Annotated in this window: 14 protein-coding genes and 1 pseudogene; 8 read left to right on the top strand and 7 right to left on the bottom strand. The window is 70.2% G+C overall.

The features are described from left to right. Positions 1 to 22: 22 nt before the first annotated feature. From AWZ10_RS53185 to AWZ10_RS56025, 4 genes and pseudogenes are all read right to left on the bottom strand, one after another. Complete coding sequence (locus tag AWZ10_RS53185; protein ID WP_060903137.1) at positions 23 to 229, bottom strand: hypothetical protein; 207 nt, start codon at positions 227 to 229, stop codon at positions 23 to 25. A 154-nt stretch (positions 230 to 383) separates the two neighbouring features. Beyond that, positions 384 to 1,319 carry an ADP-ribosylglycohydrolase family protein gene (locus tag AWZ10_RS54475; RefSeq protein WP_046703551.1) on the bottom strand — a complete coding sequence of 312 codons (936 nt, stop codon included), beginning with the start codon at positions 1,317 to 1,319 and terminating at the stop codon, positions 384 to 386. 95 nt (positions 1,320 to 1,414) lie between these two features. After that, a complete protein-coding gene (locus tag AWZ10_RS54470) occupies positions 1,415 to 1,585 on the bottom strand; it encodes a hypothetical protein (protein WP_240439645.1) in 171 nt (56 codons plus the stop codon). An 85-nt stretch (positions 1,586 to 1,670) separates the two neighbouring features. Then, positions 1,671 to 1,916 (bottom strand): annotated as a pseudogene (locus AWZ10_RS56025) (hypothetical protein); the annotation flags it as partial. Here AWZ10_RS56025 and AWZ10_RS38340 point away from each other — a divergent pair. The 5 genes from AWZ10_RS38340 to AWZ10_RS38320 all read left to right on the top strand — a co-directional run bounded on the left by AWZ10_RS38340 (position 1,840) and on the right by AWZ10_RS38320 (position 5,987). Further along, a complete protein-coding gene (locus AWZ10_RS38340; protein ID WP_199845829.1) occupies positions 1,840 to 2,046 on the top strand; it encodes a nuclear transport factor 2-like protein in 207 nt (68 codons plus the stop codon). The pseudogene AWZ10_RS56025 and the gene AWZ10_RS38340 overlap by 77 nt on opposite strands. 628 nt (positions 2,047 to 2,674) lie before the next feature. Then, a complete protein-coding gene (locus AWZ10_RS38335; RefSeq protein ID WP_046703553.1) occupies positions 2,675 to 3,193 on the top strand; it encodes a toxin-antitoxin system HicB family antitoxin in 519 nt (172 codons plus the stop codon). A gap of 83 nt (positions 3,194 to 3,276) precedes the next feature. Further along, positions 3,277 to 4,131, top strand: a complete 855-nt coding sequence (locus AWZ10_RS38330) for a DUF4097 family beta strand repeat-containing protein (protein WP_046703554.1) — start codon at positions 3,277 to 3,279, stop codon at positions 4,129 to 4,131. Between the two features lie 93 nt (positions 4,132 to 4,224). Further along, a complete protein-coding gene (locus tag AWZ10_RS38325) occupies positions 4,225 to 5,205 on the top strand; it encodes an ATP-binding cassette domain-containing protein (RefSeq protein WP_060893335.1) in 981 nt (326 codons plus the stop codon). Beyond that, positions 5,202 to 5,987 (top strand): ABC transporter permease, encoded by a 786-nt coding sequence (locus AWZ10_RS38320; RefSeq protein WP_060893334.1) that lies wholly within the window; start codon positions 5,202 to 5,204, stop codon positions 5,985 to 5,987. The genes AWZ10_RS38325 and AWZ10_RS38320 overlap by 4 nt, the downstream gene beginning before the upstream one ends. 313 nt (positions 5,988 to 6,300) lie before the next feature. Here the strand turns inward: AWZ10_RS38320 and mmuM are convergent, their stop codons facing one another. Further along, on the bottom strand, positions 6,301 to 7,254 hold the full coding sequence (gene mmuM / locus AWZ10_RS38315) for a homocysteine S-methyltransferase (protein WP_046710047.1): 954 nt from the start codon (positions 7,252 to 7,254) through the stop codon (positions 6,301 to 6,303). 138 nt (positions 7,255 to 7,392) lie between these two features. Here mmuM and AWZ10_RS38310 point away from each other — a divergent pair, with 138 nt between their 5' ends. Further along, on the top strand, positions 7,393 to 8,868 hold the full coding sequence (locus tag AWZ10_RS38310; RefSeq protein ID WP_060893333.1) for an amino acid permease: 1,476 nt from the start codon (positions 7,393 to 7,395) through the stop codon (positions 8,866 to 8,868). Positions 8,869 to 8,957: 89 nt separating this feature from the next. On the opposite strand, the gene AWZ10_RS38305 is transcribed toward AWZ10_RS38310, so the two are convergent. Continuing rightward, the gene (locus AWZ10_RS38305) at positions 8,958 to 11,072 is read right to left on the bottom strand and encodes an autotransporter (protein ID WP_060893332.1); all 2,115 of its coding nucleotides are present in this window, start codon (positions 11,070 to 11,072) and stop codon (positions 8,958 to 8,960) included. A gap of 255 nt (positions 11,073 to 11,327) precedes the next feature. Between AWZ10_RS38305 and AWZ10_RS38300 the strand changes: the two genes are divergently transcribed. Together AWZ10_RS38300 and AWZ10_RS38295 are read left to right on the top strand one after the other, a co-directional pair. Further along, a complete protein-coding gene (locus AWZ10_RS38300) occupies positions 11,328 to 12,401 on the top strand; it encodes a glycoside hydrolase family 43 protein (protein ID WP_060893331.1) in 1,074 nt (357 codons plus the stop codon). Positions 12,402 to 12,412: 11 nt separating this feature from the next. Beyond that, the gene (locus AWZ10_RS38295; protein ID WP_060893330.1) at positions 12,413 to 13,825 is read left to right on the top strand and encodes an RICIN domain-containing protein; all 1,413 of its coding nucleotides are present in this window, start codon (positions 12,413 to 12,415) and stop codon (positions 13,823 to 13,825) included. A gap of 7 nt (positions 13,826 to 13,832) precedes the next feature. Here AWZ10_RS38295 and AWZ10_RS38290 read toward each other — a convergent pair. Beyond that, on the bottom strand, positions 13,833 to 15,456 hold a 1,624-nt coding region (locus tag AWZ10_RS38290; protein WP_060893329.1), incomplete at its 5' end, for a rhamnogalacturonan lyase B N-terminal domain-containing protein.

Below are 15,456 nucleotides of genomic sequence, written 5' to 3'. Positions count from 1 at the left end.
CTACGAGCCGGGGCAACCCGGGTCAGGCGGTGCGGGTGCTGCGGCGCCGACCGCCGTACTCGGTGTCGGTGACGTGCTCCGGCCGGTCGACGTCCGCGGTCTCCCGGAGGGCGATGTCGCCGACGACTCCCGTGCCATGGGCGGGCTCGTTGTCCAGCAGCTGCGCGGTCAGCGAGGGCATGGTCAACGGGCCTCCGATGCCGCCGATGACCATCAGCGCTGCGCCCACCCATGTCGAAGCCGTCGTCGGCGAAACTGCGAGGACGGCCCTTCCGCCACCCTCGCCGGCAGCCCGCACGTGATTTCAGGAGAGTTGCCTGGCCGGCCGCTGCGGGGACCTGCCTTGAGCACCGTGCAAGCGGAGTACAAGGAATCGTCCCGATCTACTCAGCGCCGCTTCGGGCCCCCGTGGGAGCTTCCCAACGGCTCCAGGCAGGGATGTCTTCCCGGGCCTCGTGCCACGCCGCGGGAAGTCCACCGGCACCGGTTCGGGACGCGACGACACCTCCCGCGATCGCGCAGGTGGTGTCGCGGTCACCCCACCCGGCAACGGTCTGCCACAGCGCCTCCTCCAGGTCGTTGAGATGTCCCGCGGCGGACCACAGAGCGAACGGGACCGTGTCCGGAGCCGATATCAGCGTCCCCGAGCCCAGTACGGACGCCGCGTGGCGAACCGACGTACGGTCGGAGAAGTTCGCGGCCACTAGCAGTCGGGAGCGGACGTCGCTGTCCGGTACGTGGTCGGCGACCTCCCGCAGGAATTCCGTGCGTGGCGGGGCGTCCGCACTCTCGTCGGCGGCTGCCAGCGCCGCGGCGACCGCTACGGCCACGGCGCCGGCGACGGCCTCGGGATGAGCGTGCGTGGTCAGCGCGGACAGCCGGGCCTGCTCGCCGGCAGCCGCCAGATCGTTTCGGAACCATGCTCCGAGAGGGGCGACCCGCATCGCGGCGCCGTTTCCGTGGGAGCCCTGTCCGCCGAACTGAGCGGTGGTGATGGCCTGCCAGTGCCCGCCCTCGCGAACGCTGCGCAGTACACCGTGCATCGACGGCCCGTATTTGCGCCCCGGGTCCCGGTCGTACTCGGCGGCGAACTCATCCGCCAAGCCGTCCGGGCGGATCTCTCCGTGGGTCGTCAGGTGCGCGAACAGGACGAAGGCCATGGCGGAATCGTCCGTCCACAGCCACGGTTGCGGACGCGGCTCCCTGGCAGCCCACTGCTCCTCGGCGTTCTCGTCGGAGCGCGTGAACCAGCTGTCACCGAAGGCATCGCCCATCACAAGGCCGTCCAGGCTGGCGTGGGCGTGCTGCGGACCGGTCATCGGAAGACTCCTCTGCGTGATGGCATGGCCAGCGCATTCTCGTTGCACACCAGCGACGCACGCGACTTGCTTTGCCGACTGGCACTGTGAGTCGGCTAGCGGGGCGGCCTGACCTCGCGGCGCTGGACGGCCGCAGCGCCTCCGAGGTCGTCGAGGAGGTCGGCGAGCAGGATGCGGGCGGCGTCGAGGGCCGTGGTTCCGAAGCGGTGCCGGAGGCGTTCCTTCCAGTGCCGCCCGGGCATGGCGGGCGGCGGCGACGGCTTCATGGCCGCGACGGCTGAGAGTGACGCGGCGGATGCGGGCATCTTGAGGGTCCGGGAGGCGTTCGGTGTAGCCGAGGCGCTCGAGTTCGGCGACTGCCTTCGAGGCGCCCTGCTGGGTCATGCCGAGCTTCTCGGCGAGGTCGCCGATTGTGGGCCGGGCATGGAGGAGGTGCTGGAAGACGTAACCGTGGGACACACGTAGGTCGGGGACGGCGGAGGTGGCGGCGAAGCCCGCGAAGAGGGCGAGGGTGCCGGTGGTGGAAGTCACATGGTCCGGCACGCCGGCCGTGGCCCTCGGCGACCTGGCCGCAGGGCCGGTGGTGCGCGCCCACATCGCGGCGTTCCTCGAATTCCGCGACGGAAAGATCATCGCTCAGCGCAACTACGACTGTTACGAGCGCCTCCGCCCTGCGACCCCGAGTGAAACCGACCGACAAGGCGAGGGCGGGAAGAGTTCGCCCTGAGCACGGGATCTCTCAGCACGGTCGCAACCAGCCCAAGCATCGGCCTCCTTCACCCAGACACGCAGGCCGCGCGTCTGCGCGCGGCGTGGTTGGAGTTGGTGACAATGAGCTGCAGCAACGGTCCGCAGCGGGCCTCGATCAGGTGGCCCAGGACGCACAAGTAGGGGTACTGCCCGGCGCACGAACTGCTGCAGCTTCCGCCCCTCCCGGTCGGCCAACCTGCGTACATGGACAGGCTCAGCCACCATGCCCCCGGCAGTCGGAACGGACGTCACCGCACATCCAACCGCCGGAACCACCACCCCGGCCAACTTTCCCGGTCAGTGCGCCGGCGGTCCGGTGCGCGCGTTCGACCATGGCCTCACGTATGACCTGGCCGGGCAGGGCAGGGCAGACCCTGTGCACCATCGCACGGCATTACTTGGCACCGGATGGCGTCACTTGGCGCCACACTGTGCCATCCAGCGCCATTCCACACTCGAAGATGGGAGTCAGCACGCACGGCACCACGCCGGACCATCTGGGCACGGGCATGTTTTAGCAGCTCAGAGTAGCCTCGAAGAGGATCGCCCCGGAAACATGGCTCTGCGACTTGCGCATGGAGCCATTGTGGCGCCATGATGGCGTCATGGACCTCACGCCGTATGTCGACACCCTCCGCCGCGAACTCGCGGTGGCCGCCGAAGCCGGCGGCGAAGAAGCCCGCAAGCTGGCAGAGCGGCTCACCGCCCCCCTGGAGTCGGCGACCCGGCTGACCATGCTCAACGTGCTCTCCGCCGCCATGGACGAGATCACCCGCGAACTCGCCCCCGGCTCGGTCGACGTACGGCTGCGCGGACTCGACCCCGACTTCGTGGTGACGCCGCCGCCCACCTACGGCGGCGCCCCGGCAGAGCCGACCGCCCCCGCCGAACCGCTCACCACCCCGTACCCGGCCGACGTCGACGAGGGCGGCACCGCCCGGGTCAACCTGCGTCTGCCGACCCAGCTCAAGGCCCGCGCCGAGGAGGCCGCGAACCGCGAGGGCCTGTCGGTCAACGCATGGCTGGTGCGCACCGTGTCCGCGGCGGTCGACGGCGGCACCCGGACACGTACGACGGAGAAGACTCAGACCGTCGGGCAGAGCTTCACGGGCTGGGTGCGCTAGCCGCGCCCTCCGCCCGCACCACTTCACCCACACCACGTCCCACCAGCGGGGACGCCCCAAGGACTCATGAGGACGGGACAGCCATGCCTTCTTTCGACACTCCCGAACCGATCTCGGCCACGGCGCACGTGGAGGCCGGATCCATCCAGTTCACCGCGGGCGACCGCCTCGACACCGTCGTCGAGGTCCGGCCCCGCGACCCGAAGAAGGACCTGGACGTGCGGACGGCCGGCCAGACCGAGGTCACGTACGTGAGCGGCGTACTGACCGTCAGGACGCCGAAGCCCAATCTGCTCGGTCTCGGCATCGGCCGCACCGGCACTGTCGACGTGACGGTCGAGCTGCCCACGGGCTCGCGCGTCGACATGACCGGCGCCTGGGCCCAGGTACTGGGCGAGGGCCGACTCGGCGAGGTCCGCGTGAAGACCTCGTCCGGCGACGTCCGCCTCGACACGACCGGCCCTCTGCACCTGACCGCGTCGCACGGCTCGATCACCGTGGACCGGGTCGTGGGCAGGGCCGAGATCACCACCAGCTCCGGCAGCATGCGCGTCGGCCTCGTCGACGGTCCCGCCGTCCTGAAGAACTCGCACGGCACCACGACCGTCGGTGCCGCGACCGGCGAACTGCGGGTGCGCGGCGCCAACGGCGACATCGACATCGCACGCGCCGAGGGCTCGGTCACCGCCGCCACCGCCCACGGCACCCTGCGCGTAGGCGAAGTGGCCCGCGGCACGGTCCAGTTGGAGACCTCCTACGGCGCCATCGAGGTCGGCGTCCGCGAGGGCACGGCCGCCTGGCTCGACGTCAGCTCAAGCTCCGGCCAGGTGCGCAACACCCTCACCGCGTCCGAGGCCCCGGACAGGACCGGGGAAACCGTCGAGGTCCGCGCCCGCACCCGGTACGGAAACATCGACATCCGTCGCGCCAAGGCCTGACCTCCCGGACGCACCGGACGCACCGGACGCACCCCACTCACTCCCCCAGTCGCTTCAGCCTTCGAACGGGAGGGCACCATGCCTTCATCTGTCATGCCCACATCAAGAATGGGTGACGGCTCTCAGTCGCCTGCCGCAATCTCCGCCATCGGTCTGCGCAAGTCCTACGGTGACAAGACCGTCCTCGACGGCATCGATCTGCGCATCCCGGCCGGGTCCGTGTTCGCGCTGCTCGGGCCGAACGGTGCCGGCAAGACCACCGCCGTGAAGATCCTCTCCACTCTCATCTCCCCCGACCCCGGCTCCGGCGAGATCCGCGTCGGCGGCCACGACCTCGCCGTCGACCCGCAGGCGGTGCGGGCCGCGATCGGTGTCACCGGGCAGTTCTCCGCCGTCGACGGCCTGATCACCGGCGAGGAGAACATGCTCCTCATGGCGGACCTGCACCACCTGTCCAAGCCCGAGGGACGACGCGTCACGGCCGAACTCCTGGAGCGTTTCGACCTGGTGGAGGCCGCGAGGAAGCCCGCCTCCACCTACTCCGGCGGCATGAAGCGCCGCCTCGACATCGCCATGACCCTCGTCGGCGACCCGCGGATCATCTTCCTCGACGAACCCACCACCGGCCTCGACCCCCGCTCCCGCCACAACATGTGGCAGATCATCCGCGAACTCGTCACCGGCGGCGTCACCGTCCTCCTCACCACCCAGTACCTGGAGGAGGCCGACGAACTCGCCGACCGCATCGCGGTGCTGCACGACGGAAGGATCGCCGCCGAAGGCACCGCCGAGGAACTCAAGCGCCTCGTCCCCGGCGGCCACGTCCGGCTCCGCTTCACCGACCCGGCCGCCTACCGGTCCGCCGCCTCCGCGCTGGGAGAGGTGACCCGGGACGACGAGGCCCTCGCCCTGCAGCTCCCCAGCGGCGGCACCCAGCACGAACTGCGCTCCGTACTGGACCAGTTGGACTCCGCCGGGATCGAGGCCGACGAACTCACCGTGCACACCCCCGACCTCGACGACGTGTTCTTCGCCCTGACCAGCCCCGACCAGCCCAAGGAGACCGTCCGATGAGCGCCTTCTCCCTCGCCGTGCGCGACTCGTCCACGATGCTGCGCCGCAACCTCCTGCACGCGCGCCGCTATCCGTCCCTCACCCTGAACCTGCTCCTGACCCCGATCATGTTGCTGCTGCTCTTCGTCTACATCTTCGGAGACGTGATGAGCGCGGGCATCGGCGGCAGTGACCGCTCCGACTACATCGCCTACATCGTCCCGGGCATCCTGATGATGACCATCGGCGGCACCGTCGTCGGGACCGCCGTGTCCGTCTCCACCGACATGAACGAGGGCATCATCGCCCGCTTCCGCACCATGGCGATCCATCGCGGGTCCGTCCTCATCGGGCACGTCGTCGGCAGCGTGCTGCAGTGCGTCGCCAGCGTGGTCCTCGTGGGCGCGGTCGGCGTGGCCATCGGTTTCCGCTCCACCGATGCCACGGTCCTGGAGTGGCTGGCGGCCTTCGGGCTGCTCGCGCTCTTCTCCCTGGCGCTCACCTGGATCGCGGTCGGCATGGGCCTGTCCAGCCCGAACGCCGAGGCGGCCGCCAACAGCGCGCAGCCGCTGATCCTCCTCCCGCTCATCTCCAGCGCGTTCATCCCGGCCGACACGATGCCGGGCTGGTTCCAGCCGATCGCCGAGTACCAGCCCTTCACCCCGGCCATCGAGACCCTGCGCGGTCTGCTGCTCGGCACCGAGATCGGCCACAACGGCTGGCTCGCCCTCGCCTGGTGCCTGGGCCTCGCGGTGCTCGGCTACTTCTGGTCGGCCTCGAAGTTCGACAGCGACCCGAAGTAACCGCCATGACACCGCGGGCCACCTCCCGCAACCCGTCCCACCACAGGGCGGCGTACCCGACACGGCGTCGGCGTGCGCCGCCCCGTTCGTCCGCAGTTCGTCCGCGGGGCAGGTGTGGACACCGAGTCCCAAGCCCCGAGCACGGCGGACGCGCCCCGCCCCGCCCCCGCTCCAACGCTCGGAAGTCCTCTCCCGGTGTCTTCAGCCCGGTGTCTTCAGCTCGGTGTCTTCAGCTCGGTGTCTTCAGCTCGGCGTCGTCAGCTCGGCGTCGTCAGCCCGGCGCCGTCAGCCCGGCGCCGTCAGCTCGGCGTCGTCAGCTCAGCGCCTTCGCGATCGCCGAGATCGCCTCGGGTCCCACCCGGCAGCACCCGCCGATCAGCCGGGCCCCTGCCGCCCGCCACCCCTCCACCTGCGCGGCGGTGAACGTCGACTGCCCCGTCCAGGCCCGCGCGGACGCGTCCCAGGTCTCGCCGCTGTTCGGGTAGACGACGACCGGCTTGCCGGTGACCCGGACGGCCGTCTCGATCGCGCCGTCCACGTCGTCGGGCGAGCAGCAGTTCACGCCCACGGCGACGACCTCCTCGGCGTCGGCGGCGAGCGCGAAGGCCTCCTCCAGCGGCTGCCCGGCGCGGGTGCGGTCGCCGGCGACGGTGTACGACAGCCAGGCGGGCACGTCCAGACCGCGGACGGCCCGCAGCAGCGCCTCGGCCTCGTCGGTGTCCGGGATCGTCTCCAGGGCCAGGACGTCCGGGTGGGTGGCGGCCAGCGCCTCGATGCGGGGCCGGTGGAACCCCTCCAACTCGGCCACGCCCAGCCCGTACCGGCCCCGGTACTCGGAGCCGTCGGCGAGCATCGCTCCGTACGGGCCGACCGAGGCGGCCACCAGCAGTGGGCGCGAGTCGCCCCCCGCCTTGGCCTCCACCGCCGCGTCCACGGCCAACTCGACACTCAGGGACATGAGTTCGGCGGCCCGCTCCCGCCGGATGCCGCGCTTGGCGAAGCCCTCGAAGGTGGCCTGGTAGCTGGCGGTGATCGCCACGTTCGCGCCCGCCTCGAAGTAGGCGAGATGGGCCTCGGTGATCGCCTCCGGGTGCTCCACGAGCAGCCGCGCCGACCACAGCTCGTCACTGAGGTCGTGCCCGGCGGACGCCAGCTGGTTGGACATACCGCCGTCGAGGACGAGTACCTCGGCGGCGAGGGCCGCGGCGAAGGGGCCGACGGGAGGACCGGGGATGTGGGGGAAGCTGCCGGGTGCGTTGCTGGTCATGCCGACGACGGTAGTCGAGCCGCGGAGGCGGGAACACTCGATTGTGTCCAGTCCATGAACAGATTGACCACCATGTGGAACGCGGCGGTACGATCACGCCCTCCCCGTCCCCGCCCCGCCCATCCCCCGGGAACCGCCATGACCACCACCAGTACCCCCGAGGCCACCGAACCCGAACCCGAACCGGCGACGGCCGCGGCCACGGATTCCGGGACCACTCCGGCACCCGAGTCCGGCACGAGCGCGGCGGCTCCTGGCCGCAAGTTCGGCCTCGCAGCGGCCACCGCCCTCGTCATGGGCAACATCATCGGCGGCGGTATCTTCACCCTCCCCGCCGCCGTCGCCCCTTACGGCACGGTCAGCCTGCTCGCCTTCGTCGTCCTGTCCGTGGCCGCCGTCCTGCTGGCGCTGCTCTTCGGGAAGCTGGCCAGGCGCAGCCCGGTCACCGGTGGCCTCTACGTCTACCCGCGCGACGCCTTCGGCCCCTTCGCGGGCTTCCTGTCGGCATGGTCGTACTGGACGATGTGCTGGGTCAGCATCGCCGCGCTGGCCGTCGGCGTCGTCGGCTACGTCGACGTGCTGATACCCCTGGGCGACAGCAAGGCCGTCCCGGCGCTGGTGGCCCTGGCCGCCCTGTGGCTGCCGGCCGCCGCGAACTTCGCGGGCACCCGCTATGTGGGCGCCGTGCAGATCGTCTCCACCGTGCTGAAGTTCGTGCCGCTGCTGCTGGTCGCCACCATCGGCCTGTTCTTCATCGACACCGACAACTACGGCCCCTTCAACGCCTCCGGCGAGAGCGCCCCCGGCGCGCTGGCCGCCGCTGCCGCCCTCCTCCTCTACAGCTTCCTGGGCGTCGAGTCGGCCGCCGTCAGCGCCGGCGAGGTCCGTGACCCGGAGCGCAACGTGGGCCGCGCCAGCGTCCTCGGCACGCTCGCCTCCGCGGTGGTCTACATCCTCGGCACGGTCGCCGTGTTCGGCCTGGTCCCGCACAAGGAACTCGTCGAGTCGGGGGCGCCCTTCGCCGACGCGGTCAACTCGATCGCGGGCGGCACCTGGGGCGGCACGGTGATCGCGCTGGTCGCCGTCGCCTCGATCGTCGGCTGCCTCAACGGCTGGGTCCTGCTCAGCGCCCAGATGCCGTACGCCGCCGCCCGCGACGGCCTCTTCCCGAAGCCCTTCGCCCGAGTCGGCAAGGGCGGCGTCCCGGGCTTCGGTGTCCTCGCCACCGCCGTCCTCGGCACGCTCCTCATCGTCGTCAACTACGCGGACGACCCGGACACCGCCTTCCGTGTCCTGGTACTCATCACCACGTTCACCGGCTGCGTCCCGTACCTGCTCTCCGCGGCCGCCCAGCTGTACTGGCTGGCCCGAGGCACCCGCGAGCGCGTCCGTCCCGCCGGACTGGTCCGCGACCTGATCGTCGCCGCCCTCTCCTTCGCCTTCTCCTTCTGGCTGATCGCCGGCGCCGGCTACGCGGCCGTCTACCAGGGCGCCCTGTTCCTCTTCGCGGGCATCCCGGTGTACGTGTGGCTGCGCGGCCGGCAGGAGGGGCCGGGGGAGGGCGGTACCGAGGCCGAGGCCGAGGCCGCGACCAAGGCCGACGTCACCGCGTAGGCACGACCGGAGTCACACCGGACGGGCGGGCGGCCGCTGACCCCCGTACAGCGACCGCCCGCCCAGTCCCGTGCCGCAGGACGGATGACTCAGCCCGTGGCGGCGTGGCGCCCGCCTCGGCCCCTGCTGTTCCTGCGGCGCCTGGTCACCGGTACCAGCAGTCCGGAGAGCCCGCCGAGGGCGAGGGCGTACGGCCACCAGCCGAGACCTCCGTCGGCGGAGGCGCTCGCGTTCTGCGTACGGGTGACCTGGGTGCCGGAGCCGGCGCCCGCGGCGGCCTTGACGGCCGGTGACGGGCTCGCCTTCGCCTCCGTCAGCACGACGTCGTTGCCGTCGCCGCCCTTGTAGCTGATCCGGTACGTGTTGTCGGCGAGCTTCACCTTGGCGCCCTCGCGCAGTCCGGTGAACGTCCCGGTGTTCCCGCCCTTGCCCCGGTGGTCGATCACGGTGATCCTCTCGCCGGGCCCGCCGACGGCGGCCGGCGCCGCGAAGTCCAGCCCACCGGCCAGCCGCACCGCCCCGTTCACCTTCAACGGCCGCTCGCGCAGCACCAGGTCACCCTTCTCGGCCTGGGTGTAGCCGCCGGTCACCGTCAGACCGGCCACGACCACGCCCGCGTTGGTCACCGACCCCTGCACCGTGCCCCTGCCGGACAGTGACCTGGTCACCTTCAGCCCGGCCGTGCCCACGTCGAGCTTCGCCCCGGCGGTGGTGAGCCGAACGGCCCGGCTGTGCGCGAGCGTCGCCCCCGAGCGGAGCGCCAGCGTGCCCTTGGCGACGGTCGTCGCCCCGGTGTACGTCACCGCGCCGCCCGTCAGTGTCGTGGTGGCCGTGCCCGACTGGACGAGCGAGCCGTTGCCGCCGACTCGCGGCAGGGTCACGGGCTTCGAGGTGTTCCGGATGATCAGCGAACCGTTGTTGACCACCTTGCACAGGTCGCCCTTGGTGTACAGGCCGCCGTCGCCGCCGGACCTGCCGCTGCCCAGCCGCAGCACGGCGCCCTTCTCGACGGTCGTCGAGCCGTTGTAGTACTGGACGGCGGCGAAGGTGACGTCGTTGCCCTTCGTCCCCTTGACGACGATGTCCCCGGCGCCGGGAGCGGCCAGTGTGTCGTGGAAGCGGCCGCCGCCGATGGGGGCGCCCAGGGTGACCGGCCCGTTGTAGTCGAACGTGAGCAGTGAACGGGAGCGCGCGGCAAGGAGGTTGATGTAGACGGTCTCCGCCGTGCCCGGCATGAAGATCTTGTTCGTGGTGCCGTCGCCCCACTGGACGTTCGCGCCCTTGATGTTGGTGCCGCGCTTGTTGACGTTCTTCCGCGCGGGCGTCCAGTTCAGGGCGGGGTCGCTCAGCGAGGGGTTCCTGTCTCCGCCCCGGTCCGACCAGCTGTACTGGCCGGAGAGGATCACCTTGCCGCCGGGGCGCGACTGGACGTTGATGTCGCTGCCGTACTCGCGCTGGTAGAAGTCCATGCCCTGGGTGACGGTCCGGCCCAGCGGGGTGTCCACGGTCCAGGTGCCCTGGTTGAGGACCTTGCGCGCGTTCGGCAGGGAGGTCGCGAACTCCGGGCGGCCGGCGTTCACCTGCGTGCCGTTGTCGATCACACCGGTGAACGGATGGGTGCCCGACAGGTCCCAGGTGGCCCACAGGAACCTCGGCTGGCTGACCAGTCCGGAGCCGCTGATGGTCCCCAGGTTGTACTGGACGTCCTTCAGGGCGAGCCGCAGGGTCCCGTCCACCCGGATGTTGTTCTGGTTGAGCCGGAACGCCGGGGTGCCGTACGGGTAGTGACCGATCACCCCGGTCGAACCGCTGTCGCCGTACTGGAGGGTCGCGCCCTTCGCGACGGTCACGGCCGGCGGGTCCGGGTTCGTGGTGGTGACGTAGGGGTGGTTCCCGCCGAGTGTCCGCACGCTCTGCCGCTGCCGGGACTTCGGCAGGGTGAAGTCGCTGTCCCGGGTGAGGACCAGAGTCCCGGTGCCGCGCACGGTGAGCGTGCCGGTGCCGCTGAACACGCCGTCGTACGTGGTCGTCCCGGACGGCACGGTCACCACCGTGTCCCCGGCGAGCGTCACGTTCCGCCCGGCCAGTACGTCGGAGGTCGCGTCGCGGGGGCCGGCGGCGGTCGCGGTCGGGGCGCCGAGCATCAGGGCGGTGACCGCCAGGGCTCCGGCGGCCGCCGCTGTCTTGTGGGGTTGGCTGCGCACGACATCGGAGACGGTCCGGGGCCCGCCCCGATAACAGAAACTTCGCGAAGTCCGGGTTCTCCCCATCGGTTCGTTCCTGTGAGCTTGTGTTCGTCTCGCCCGACCCGTTGACCTCGGCGTAACACGCCCTTACCTTTTCGCCGTTCGGAATGACTGATCTTGTGCGAAATGTCGAACGAATCTGTTTTCTTTTGTGTCCCCTGCGTTCCCTCCGATGTCCCCCCACGTGCAGCAAGCTGCAGAGAGGCAGACCGCATGAGCCGCGAGCACGAACCCGCCGAACCGCCCAACCGAAGGCTGCTCCTGAAGGGCGCCCTGGCCGCCGGCGCCCTCACTGCCCTGCCCGCCGGCGTCGCCCACGCGTCCGGTGGCCGGGCCGCGTACGCCAACCCCCTCGTCCGCAACCGCGCCGACCCGCACATCAACCGGCACACCGACGGCTTCTACTACTTCACGGCGACCGCGCCCGAGTACGACCGGATCATCCTGCGCAGATCCCGCACCCTGCGCGGACTGTCGACGGCCGCCGAGTCCGTCATCTGGCGCAAGCACGAGACGGGCGCGATGGGCGCGCACATCTGGGCGCCGGAGATCCACCGCATCGACGGCAAGTGGTACATCTACTTCGCCTCCGCGCCCGCCGAGGACATCTGGGCGATCCGCATCTGGGTCCTGGAGAACTCCCACCCCAACCCCTTCAAGGGCACCTGGGTCGAGCGCGGGCAGCTGAAGACGGCCTGGGAGACCTTCTCCCTGGACGCCACCACCTTCACCCACCGGGGTTCGCGCTACCTCGCGTGGGCGCAGCACGAGCCCGGGATGAACAACAACACCGCGGTCTGGCTGTCGAGGATGGCCGACCCGCTGACCCTGACGGGACCTCAGGTGCGGCTCACCACACCCGAGTTGGACTGGGAGGTCATCGGCTTCAAGGTCAACGAGGGGCCGTCGGTCATCAAACGCGGCGGCCGGCTCTTCATGACGTACTCGGCGAGCGCGACCGACTTCAACTACTGCATGGGCCTGCTGACCATCGACGCGGACGCCGACCTCATGGACCCGGCCAACTGGTCGAAGTCCCCGACACCGGTCTTCACCAGCAACGACACCACCAAGCAGTACGGGCCGGGCCACAACAGCTTCACGGTCGCCGAGGACGGATGCACCGACGTCCTCGTCTACCACGCCCGCCAGTACAAGGACATCGTCGGCGACCCGCTCAACGACCCCAACCGCCACACCCGTGTCCAGCGCCTCGGCTGGAAGCCCGACGGCACCCCCGACTTCGGAGTCCCCGTAGCCGACACATCCACCACGAGCACCGAGTAAGGAGAGCTGAGATGAGACGTGCGTACGCGATGCTCCTCGCGCTCTGTCTGGCGCTGGCCGGCGCCCTCGTCACCGCCGGCCCCGCCCAGGCGGCGGCGCAGACCGTCACCAACGGCACCCAGTTCACCGACAGCGGCGGCAACGCCCTGCACGCCCACGGCGGCGGGGTCATCAAGGTCGGCTCGTACTACTACTGGTTCGGCGAGAACCGGAACTCCGACAACACCTTCAGGTACGTGTCGGCCTACCGCTCCACGGACCTGAAGAACTGGGAGTTCCGCAACAACGTCCTGACCCAGGCCACCGCCCCCGAGCTTGCGACCGCCAACATCGAGCGGCCCAAGGTCATGTACAACGCCTCCACCGGCAAGTTCGTGATGTGGATGCACAAGGAGAACGGCACCGACTACAGCGAGGCCCGCGCGGCCGTCGCCGTCTCCGACACCGTCGACGGCAACTACACCTGGCAGGGCAGTTTCCGCCCGCTGGGCACCCACATGTCCCGTGACATCACCGTCTTCGTGGACACCGACGGCACCGGCTACATGATCTCGGCGGCCCGCGAGAACTACGACCTCCAGATCTACCGGCTCACCGCCGACTACACCGGCGTCGCCGCCCTCGTCGCCGACCCCTGGCACGGCGGCCACCGCGAGGCACCGGCCCTGTTCAAGCGGGGCGGCGTCTACTTCATGCTGACCTCGGGCGCCACCGGCTGGAACCCCAACCAGCAGCAGTACGCCACCGCCACCAGCATCACGGGCCCCTGGACGGCCATGGCCAACGTCGGCGACTCCACGACCTTCGGCTCGCAGACCGCGTACGTCCTCCCCGTGCAGGGCACCTCGACCACCTCGTACCTCTACATGGGCGACCGCTGGGGCAACTCCTTCAACGGCACGGTCAACGACTCCCGCTATGTCTGGCTGCCGCTGGCCTTCCCGACCTCCACCACGATGTCCATGTCCTGGTCGCCCGAGGTCACCGTCGACACGGCCACCGGCACGGTCAGCGGCACCAGCGCCACCTACAACACGCTGATCGCCCGCCACTCCGCCAAGTGCGCCGATGTCACGAGTCAGTCGCTGTGGGCGGGCGCCCAGATCAAGCAGTACCCCTGCAACAGCGGCAACAACCAGAAGTACTGGTTCAAGTCCGTCGGCAGCGGCTACTACCAGCTGATGGCCCGTCACAGCTCCCTGTGCGTCCAGGAGAACGCCGCCACGGTCACCCAGGAGAAGTGCAACTCCTCGTCCACCGCCCAGCAGTGGTCGCTCACCACCTCGGGCAGCTACGTCAAGGTCGTCTCCCGTGCGACCGGCGAGTGCCTGGACGTCAACGGCGCGTCCACCGCCGACTCGGCCGCCGTCATCACGTACACGTGCGGAAGCGGGACGAATCAGCAGTGGACGCGCGGGACATGAGGGGACGTCAGCCCAGCAGGTCGATCGCGTCGATCGACGTCCCCGCACTGAGGTAGGAGGCCGCCCCCGACCCGCTCACCACGTTGATCCTCAGCACGTTGTACCGACTCGTGTCCGTCAGCCAGGCGGACGCCGGGACGCTGTAGGTGAACGTGTGGTTGTTGCCCCGGTAGGACCCGTTCGTCAGCGACCGGGTGTTCGGCTGGGTGGGCGGGGAGGGGATGGCCGAGGTCCAGGTGTCGTTGACGACGACCTGCGGCCGGCCGTTGGCGTAGGCCGTCGTCACACCGATGCGCAGGGTGTGGGCGGCGGCGGCCTGCGCGGCGGTCAGCCGGAAGTACACAAGGAGACCACTGTTCACGTCCTTCCAGAGGTAGCAGGGGAAGCCCGAGGTCTCGGTGCCGCTGCCGATGACCACATTGCCGGTCCAGGCGGCGGCCCGGACGTCCGAGGGATGCGCGTACGTCATCAGGTCGGCGTTCTTGAAACCGCTCGGCGTGCCGTTCCAGTCGTTGATCCGCCAGATCGTGCCCGCGTTGGACGGGTCGTTCGAGGACGGGACGGCGATCGAGTTCAGCGTCGTCGTACCACCCGCGGTGACCGTCACCGAGGTCGTGTACACCGCCAGCTCACCCTTGAAGACCGTGAGCGTGTACGTCCCCGGCAACACCCCCGCGACGGAGAAGTAGCCGTCCGAGGCCCGCGCCGAACCCCAGTACTGCGCCGCCGCGTTGGCGAGCCCCACCGTGTACGCGTACGCCGTGTTCCGGCCGGTGATGCCGACGCCCGCCACCCGGCCCCGGCCGCTCGCGGACACGTACCCGGACAGGCCGAGCGAGTCCGCCCACGACGTGGTCAGCGTGCCCGGGAACAGCGACGAGGAGGGCGCCCCGCCGTCGGTGAAGGCGATGACGTACGGACCCTGGAGGCCGAACCGCTGCTCCTCGGTCTGGTTCTGGCCGTAGTACAGGATCTCGTAGAGGCCGCCGCCGTCCGCGCTCTGGTGGCGCAGCAGGGAGCGGTAGAAGGGACCGCCGGACGCCTTCTCGTGGTTGCTGCGGACGACGTACAGGCCGACACCGCCGGTGGTCCAGCCGACGTAGTCGTAGTCCATGACCCGGAGCTTCGAGTAGTGCTTCGAGCGGGTCTGGCCGTCGGACTTCGCGAAGACGTCCGAGGCCTCGATGGTGGTGGGTGCGTAGGTGTAGGAGTCGGGCTGGTCGTTGAGGAAGAGGCCCGCCCGCACGCGCACGATGTAGCGGGTCGCCGAGACCGAGGTGTCGGCCTTGTTGGTCCACAGGTAGATGTTGTTCTCGCCGCTGCGGGCCGCGTAGTAGTGCTTCAGTGTGCCGTAGGTGACGGAGACGAGGATCGTCGAACCGGACTGCCTGATGGTGACCGTGGAACTGCCGAGGCCGGACTCGATGTGCGAGTTCATGCCGCCGTAGCCCTGGTACTCCGTGCCCCGGTAGACGAGCGAGGACAGGTCGCCGTTGCTCTTGCGGACCTTGAAGACGAGGTTCGCGCCGGTGTCGATCACGAAGTTGGTGCCGTCGTCGGTGTAGCCGAAGGCCGCGGCGCGGGCGGTGCCGGCCAGCGGCCCGGCGAGAGCGGCGGCCGCGGCCGTGGCG

The sequence above is a fragment of the Streptomyces europaeiscabiei genome (assembly GCF_001550375.1).
Classification (GTDB): domain Bacteria; phylum Actinomycetota; class Actinomycetes; order Streptomycetales; family Streptomycetaceae; genus Streptomyces; species Streptomyces europaeiscabiei.
The sequence above is the reverse complement of the archived record's forward strand: the minus strand, read 5'-3'. Positions and strand labels throughout refer to the sequence as shown.

Excerpts from the sequence above, each read along its gene's own strand:
- AWZ10_RS54475 (WP_046703551.1), bottom strand. The coding sequence starts at position 1,319 with ATGACCGGTCCGCAGCACGCCCACGCCAGCCTGGACGGCCTTGTGATG.
- AWZ10_RS54470 (WP_240439645.1), bottom strand. The coding sequence starts at position 1,585 with ATGAAGCCGTCGCCGCCGCCCGCCATGCCCGGGCGGCACTGGAAGGAA.
- AWZ10_RS38335 (WP_046703553.1), top strand. The coding sequence starts at position 2,675 with ATGGACCTCACGCCGTATGTCGACACCCTCCGCCGCGAACTCGCGGTG.
- AWZ10_RS38330 (WP_046703554.1), top strand. The coding sequence starts at position 3,277 with ATGCCTTCTTTCGACACTCCCGAACCGATCTCGGCCACGGCGCACGTG.
- AWZ10_RS38325 (WP_060893335.1), top strand. The coding sequence starts at position 4,225 with ATGCCCACATCAAGAATGGGTGACGGCTCTCAGTCGCCTGCCGCAATC.
- AWZ10_RS38320 (WP_060893334.1), top strand. The coding sequence starts at position 5,202 with ATGAGCGCCTTCTCCCTCGCCGTGCGCGACTCGTCCACGATGCTGCGC.
- mmuM (WP_046710047.1), bottom strand. The coding sequence starts at position 7,254 with ATGACCAGCAACGCACCCGGCAGCTTCCCCCACATCCCCGGTCCTCCC.
- AWZ10_RS38310 (WP_060893333.1), top strand. The coding sequence starts at position 7,393 with ATGACCACCACCAGTACCCCCGAGGCCACCGAACCCGAACCCGAACCG.
- AWZ10_RS38300 (WP_060893331.1), top strand. The coding sequence starts at position 11,328 with ATGAGCCGCGAGCACGAACCCGCCGAACCGCCCAACCGAAGGCTGCTC.
- AWZ10_RS38295 (WP_060893330.1), top strand. The coding sequence starts at position 12,413 with ATGAGACGTGCGTACGCGATGCTCCTCGCGCTCTGTCTGGCGCTGGCC.